Annotated in this window: 7 protein-coding genes; 3 read left to right on the top strand and 4 right to left on the bottom strand. The window is 48.9% G+C overall.

Annotated elements, in window-relative coordinates; translation table 11 throughout:
* Positions 1–15: 15 nt before the first annotated feature.
* Positions 16–759, top strand: coding sequence for an SDR family oxidoreductase (locus GBAG_RS16695; RefSeq protein ID WP_034498282.1), 744 nt, complete (start codon positions 16–18; stop codon positions 757–759).
* 62 nt (positions 760–821) lie between these two features.
* Here GBAG_RS16695 and GBAG_RS16690 read toward each other — a convergent pair whose 3' ends face one another.
* From GBAG_RS16690 to GBAG_RS16680, 3 genes are read right to left on the bottom strand one after another with little or no spacing between them, the layout of a single operon-like run.
* Positions 822–1,112, bottom strand: a complete 291-nt coding sequence (locus GBAG_RS16690; protein WP_034498280.1) for a pentapeptide MXKDX repeat protein — start codon at positions 1,110–1,112, stop codon at positions 822–824.
* A 41-nt stretch (positions 1,113–1,153) separates the two neighbouring features.
* The gene (locus GBAG_RS16685) at positions 1,154–1,942 is read right to left on the bottom strand and encodes a molybdopterin-dependent oxidoreductase (protein ID WP_034498279.1); all 789 of its coding nucleotides are present in this window, start codon (positions 1,940–1,942) and stop codon (positions 1,154–1,156) included.
* 9 nt (positions 1,943–1,951) lie between these two features.
* Positions 1,952–2,563 (bottom strand): cytochrome b/b6 domain-containing protein, encoded by a 612-nt coding sequence (locus GBAG_RS16680; RefSeq protein ID WP_034498277.1) that lies wholly within the window; start codon positions 2,561–2,563, stop codon positions 1,952–1,954.
* 143 nt (positions 2,564–2,706) lie between these two features.
* Between GBAG_RS16680 and GBAG_RS16675 the strand changes: the two genes are divergently transcribed.
* Positions 2,707–3,417 (top strand): response regulator transcription factor, encoded by a 711-nt coding sequence (locus GBAG_RS16675; RefSeq protein WP_034498272.1) that lies wholly within the window; start codon positions 2,707–2,709, stop codon positions 3,415–3,417.
* A 3-nt stretch (positions 3,418–3,420) separates the two neighbouring features.
* Positions 3,421–4,887 (top strand): sensor histidine kinase, encoded by a 1,467-nt coding sequence (locus tag GBAG_RS16670; RefSeq protein WP_034498260.1) that lies wholly within the window; start codon positions 3,421–3,423, stop codon positions 4,885–4,887.
* Between the two features lie 42 nt (positions 4,888–4,929).
* Here the strand turns inward: GBAG_RS16670 and GBAG_RS16665 are convergent, their stop codons facing one another.
* On the bottom strand, positions 4,930–6,363 hold the full coding sequence (locus GBAG_RS16665; protein ID WP_034498299.1) for a 6-phospho-beta-glucosidase: 1,434 nt from the start codon (positions 6,361–6,363) through the stop codon (positions 4,930–4,932).
* Between the last annotated feature and the right edge of the window lie 49 nt (positions 6,364–6,412).

Genomic DNA, 6,412 nt, shown 5'->3' with positions numbered 1-6,412 from the left:
GTTCCAGGAGGTAAAATGTCCGTTGCATTAGTCACCGGTGGCAGCCGTGGAATCGGCCGAGCCACCGCCATCCTGCTGGCGCAATCCGGCTACAAAGTCGTGGTTAATTATCTGCAAAACAAACAAGCCGCTGATGAAGTGGTGAGCATTATTCGTGCCCATAGCGGCGAGGCGATCGCCATCAAAGCGGATATTGCCGATGAACTGCAAGTGATGGCAATGTTTGTGGAAATCGACAACGCGTTCGGCCCTGTGACCGCACTGGTCAACAACGCCGGGATTTTGTTCCAGCAATCTACAGTCGAAGAACTCACGGCTGAACGTATTAATCGCGTGATGGCAACCAACGTAACGGGCTATTTTCTTTGCTGCCGTGAAGCGGTAAAACGCATGGCATTGCGTCACGGTGGAAACGGTGGGGCGATTGTGAATGTCTCGTCGGCGGCATCACGTTTAGGTGCGCCGGGGGAATATGTTGATTACGCAGCGTCAAAAGGGGCTGTGGATTCGCTAACTATCGGGCTTTCTTTGGAAGTTGCTGCCCAAGGTATTCGCGTTAATGGAGTGCGTCCTGGATTAATTTATACCGATATACATGCTTCGGGCGGCGAAGCCGGACGCGTTGACCGCGTAAAAGATCTCTTGCCGATGAAACGCGGTGGGCAACCGGAAGAAGTGGCGGAGGCTATCGTCTGGTTACTGAGTGAAAAAGCCTCATATGTGACGGGCAGTTTCCTCGATTTAGCGGGTGGCAAATAAAAAAATGGCAGCCTCCTAAAGTAACAGGCGAACTGCCATTATCCTGGTGTTAGCTTAACGTCTTATTTTTTGTCCATTTCGCCTTTAGACATGCTGTCTTTGGACATACTATCCTTGGCCATTCCATCTTTAGACATATCATCTTTCTTCATTCCGTCTTTGGACATGTGGTCCTTAGACATATTATCTTTATTCATACAGTCTTTTTTCATGCTGTCCTTAGAACAATCATGGGACATCTTTCCCATATTATCTTTAGACATATTGTCTTTAGCCATATTATCAGCCGCGTTTGCTGCTGTTACGCCAAAGAATAATGCTGAGCACATCAAAGCAGTGTAGAGTTTTTTCATTTTGTATTTCCTCGTCGTTTTAATAACTACATGGTCAGAAACTAGCTGCCGCCGAACCAGTTATAACCCTGGTCCTCCCAATATCCACCGGGATAGCGATTCGTGACTTCTATAACTTGAATGTGTTTTGGGTTTTTATATCCCAACTTGGTTGGCATTCTTAATTTCATCGGGAAACCATATTTACGTGGTAATATTTCGCCGTCGTAAGTCAATGCAATGATGGTTTGTGGGTGTAATGCCGTCGCCATATCAATGCTGGTGTAGTAATCGTCGGCACATTTAAAACTCACGTAACGGGCATTTAAATCAGCACCAATGCCTTTAAGAAATAGAGAAAACGGCACGCCTCCCCATTTGCCAATGGCGCTCCATCCTTCGACGCAAATGTGGCGTGTTACCTGGCTGACCTGCGCCATCTGATGCAATTGTGCCAGCGTCCATGGCCGCTTATCTGCCACTAAGCCTGCAAGCTCCAGGCGATAATCATCGCCATTAATTGTTGGCGCTTCATCCTCGCTATAAAAGGCGTTAAACGGGAAAGGACGCGTCATCATGCTTTCGGGATAAACCGGAGCCAGATCGTTGGCATTAAATAGCCAGCCCTGGATCCTGTCATTAAAGCGCGAAATACCGCTTAATGTAGACTCGACAGATTCATTACTGCTGATATCGCAGCCGGTCAGCATCATTAAACCGCCAAGCGTTAAACCATGCTTTAAAAAACGGCGACGGCCTTCAGATGATAGCTGTTTATTAATTTGTTCAGAGGCGTCCTGAATAATGACCGCTTTGTCGGAATCCGAAAAAAGCTTCGTTTTATTAGACATTATTTTTCCTTAGCGCCCACGCAACATAGCGAGTAAAGTTTTCGGCACCAGCGCGACCATAATTAAATGGATGACGATAAATCCCACCATGCCGGACATCGCAAAGAAATGAATCAACCGCGCACTTTCATAACCTCCGAGTAATTCACGCAGCAATGGAAACTGCACAGATTTCCACACCACAAAACCGGAGCACACCAGAATGATCCCGTCGATCATCACGAATAAATACGCCATTTTTTGCACTGTGTTGTAATGGTTAAGATCGTTATGAGCGAGCTTCCCGCGCAATGCTGAAATAAAATCGCTGATTAATTCACGTGGTGAAAGCGGCCAGAATTTGCGTTTCAGGCGTCCGCTGAAGATATTTATCAGCAGATAAATCACGCCATTTATGCCAAATAACCACATCCCCGCAAAATGCCATTGCAACGCGCCGCCTAACCAACCGCCGAGCGTTAACTCATTCGGAAAGCTGAAATTAAACAGTGGCGAAGCGTTATAAATTCGCCAGCCGCTGGTCACCATAATGAGCATGGCAAGGGCATTCAGCCAGTGACAAAGCCTTAGCCATAATGGATGCACTATGGCGGGTTTAACCTGAAACGTTGGCGTATCCATCGTTTTATTTCCGGTTATTGCGTTGAAATGAGTGTGGCTCAAATCTGTTCGCCAAAGTCTCACGAAAAGTTAAATTAAATGTGATAACTCCACGGCCGAATGTTGTATAGACTCCTTCTAAGAGAGGCAGATAAGGCGAAGCAATGAAGCCCAAAAAGTTGTTAATCGTTGAGGATGACGAAAATATTGCTGAACTCCTGCAACTGCATTTGCGGGAAGAAGGCTATGAAATTGTCCATGCGGCAGATGGATCGCAAGGGCTGGAATTGCTAAAACAGGGCGGATGGGATGCGCTGATTCTGGATCTGATGCTGCCCGGTGTTGATGGCCTGGAAATATGTCGCTATGCCCGCACCATGACCCGTTACACGCCGATTGTGATGATCAGCGCGCGTTCAAGCGAAACGCACCGGGTTCTGGGGCTGGAACTGGGCGCAGATGACTACCTGGCAAAACCGTTTTCAATGCTGGAGCTAGTGGCACGCGTCAAAGCGCTATTTCGCCGCCAGGAAGCAATGAGCCAGAACCTGATGCAGGATGCCGGAACGCTCACTTTTGAACGGCTGACTATCGACCCCCTTGCCCGTGATGTGCGGCTGAGAAATCAGCCTGTTGAACTGACACCGCGTGAGTTTGATTTGCTGTGGTTTTTTGCCAAGCACCCTGGCAAAGTTTTCTCGCGCCTTAATCTGCTCAACCAGGTATGGGGTTATCAGCACGAAGGCTACGAACACACCGTAAACACCCATATCAACCGCTTACGTATCAAGATTGAGGATAACCCCGCAGAGCCTGAATTCATTCTGACGGTGTGGGGAAAAGGGTATAAATTCATTGCACCTCGACACGAGTAAACCATGCGAAAACTCACGCTTTCTCAGCGCCTGACACTGGTTTTTGCGTTGCTGCTTATCACCTCTTGTTCATTGTTGGGGTGGCTGCAAATTCGCACCAGCACACAGTACAGCCAGGCGGTAATACAACAACTTTCTGGTTCGCTCGCGGAGCACATTAACCAAAGCTATCCATTGCTTGGTCAGGATGGCTTGAACAATGATTCTGTGCGCAGTCTGTTTGACCACCTGATGACGGTAAACCCAAGTGTTGAGGTTTATCTGCTTGATCAAAAAGGCAATATTATTGGTGATGCGGCACCACCGAATCATATTAAACGCCATCATGTAGATTTGGAGCCGATTCAGGCCGCTCTCGATAAACAGCAATTTCCACTCTACGGCGACGACCCGCGCAGCCCTGACGGCAAAAAAGTGTTTAGCGTCGCGCCAATGATGCAAAACGGCGAGGTTAAGGGGTATTTATACATCATTTTGCTGGGTGAAAATTACAATGCCCTGGCAAACGATGCGCGATTTAATACCATTTCAAAAGTAGTACTGCTGACCATAAGCCTGATTGCATTATTAGGCCTGATAGTCGGTGGCCTGGCATTTCGCTGGATAACGCGGCCTCTGCGTTCGCTTTCACGCCAGGTGAACGCGCTGGAAACGGGCGGTATGGCTGAGATGCAGGCCATGGCGGCACTGCCGCTTGATAAATCGAACAGTAACGATGAAATTAGCCTGCTGCGCCAGGGTGTTATCACGATGGCGCGCCGTATTTCAGAACAGTGGCATCGGCTTTCACAGCAAGACCAACTGCGTCGAGAATTCATTGCCAATATTTCCCATGACTTACGCACGCCACTGACGTCGATGCATGGTTATCTTGAAAGCTTATCCGTGATGTCGGCGACGCTTTCGGAAGCTGAGAAAAAACGTTATCTGGAAATCGCTTTAGCGCAAAGCCAGAAAGTCCGCACCCTTGCGCAATCATTGTTTGAGTTAGCGCGTCTGGAATATGGCGTTGTAAAGCCGCAAAAAGAACGCTTTTGTCTCGGTGAGTTATTGCAGGATGTCTTCCAGAAATTTGAGTTGATGACCCAAACACGGCAATTACAGTTGGTCGCTGATATCCAGCCAGGTTTGCCGCTGATCGATGCAGATTTAGGCATGATTGAGCGAGTGCTGACTAATCTGCTGGATAACGCGATTCGCCATACGCCGGAGCAGGGAACCGTTGCCGTTCGCTTGTGGAAAGAGGGCGAAAAAGTAATGGTGCAGATAAGCGATAACGGGCCTGGTATTCCGCAGGAACTCAAGGAAGGTTTATTTGTGCGCCCGTCGATAGTCAGCCAGTCTCATGTCAGAGTCGGCGGTTTAGGGCTGATGATTGTGCGCCAGATGTTGCAACTTCATGGCAGCGATATTGCGCTGGTGGAAAGGCCAGAAACGGGTGCGTGTTTCCGTTTTGGATTACCTACCTGAAAAAAACGCCCCGAAAACGGGGCGTTCTGGTGAGCCAATCAATCAGAGTTTTTCGCCGTTGCTGGCAATCACTTCTTTGTACCAGTTAAAGCTCTTCTTGCGCGAACGGGACATATCGCCAGTGCCATCGTCGTGTTTGTTCACGTAGATAAAACCGTAGCGTTTGTTGTACTGACCGGTGGTGAAGGAAACGCAGTCAATGCAGCCCCACGGGGTGTAACCCATCAAATCCACGCCGTCGTACGTGACCGCTTTCATCATCTCTGAAACGTGCGCTCGCAGGTAATCGATGCGGTAATCATCATTGATTGAACCGTCTTCTTCGACGGTGTCGTATGCACCAAAGCCGTTTTCGACGATAAACAGCGGTTTCTGGTAGCGTTCATACAGTTCGCACAGCGCGTAACGCAGGCCAACCGGGTCAATCTGCCATCCCCAATCGGATGCTTTTACAAACGGGTTCGGCACGCTGCCCTGGAAGCCAGATAATGCATCGCCAGTGCCGCCGTCTGCTTTCACTGCATTGGTCATGTAGTAGCTGAAACCGAGATAATCACACACGCCTTCACGCAGGATTTGCTCGTCGCCGGCTTCCATTTTGATGTTGAACTCGCGGCGTTCCCACTCGTTTAACACATAAGATGGGTAGTAGCCGCGCAGTTGCACGTCGGTAAAGACATAACGCTCACGCATGGATTCCTGCGCGAACATTTGATCTTCTGGTTTGCAGGAGAACGGATACAGCGGCACCATCGCCAGCATGCAGCCGATTTGCATTTCAGGGTTGATGCGATGACCAATCTTCACCGCCATGGCGCTTGCCACAAACTGATGATGCAGCACCTGATACATCACTTCTTCTGGGTTGTCGTGCTCGGTGTAAACCACGCCAGAGCAGCAGTAACCGAACAGCGGCGCACGCCAGTTACGCTGGTTATTGATCTCGTTAAACGTCATCCAGTACTTCACTTTGCTCTTGTAGCGTTCAAACACCACTTCGGCAAAACGAACAAAGAAATCGACAACTTTACGGTTAGTCCAGCCACCGTATTCGGTCACCAGGTGGTGCGGCATTTCGAAGTGGGACAGGGTGATGACCGGCTCGATGTTGTATTTCAGCAGTTCGTCGAACATGTCGTCGTAGAATTTCAGACCTTCTTCATTAGGTTGCTGCTCATCCCCTTTTGGGAAGATACGCGTCCAGGCAATAGAGGTGCGGAAGCATTTGAAGCCCATTTCGGCAAACAGCGCGATGTCTTCTTTATAACGGCCATGGAAATCAATAGCTTCGTGGTTTGGATAAAATTTACCAGGGACAACTTCCTGGGTGATTTCACGCGGTACACCGTGCGAGCCGCCGGTCAACACATCACAAATACTTGGGCCTTTACCTTCTTTGTTCCAGCCACCTTCAACCTGGTGCGCCGCTACCGCGCCGCCCCATAAAAAGTCTTTTGGTAAAGTCAGTTTCTTCATATTTTTAATCTCACTGTCAGCGCCAGAAATAATGTGCGATACATCACAA

Origin of the sequence: Buttiauxella agrestis ATCC 33320, assembly GCF_000735355.1 — a bacterium.
In the GTDB taxonomy this organism is placed as follows: Bacteria; Pseudomonadota; Gammaproteobacteria; order Enterobacterales; family Enterobacteriaceae; genus Buttiauxella; species Buttiauxella agrestis.
This window is presented reverse-complemented; position numbering and strand designations above follow the sequence as displayed.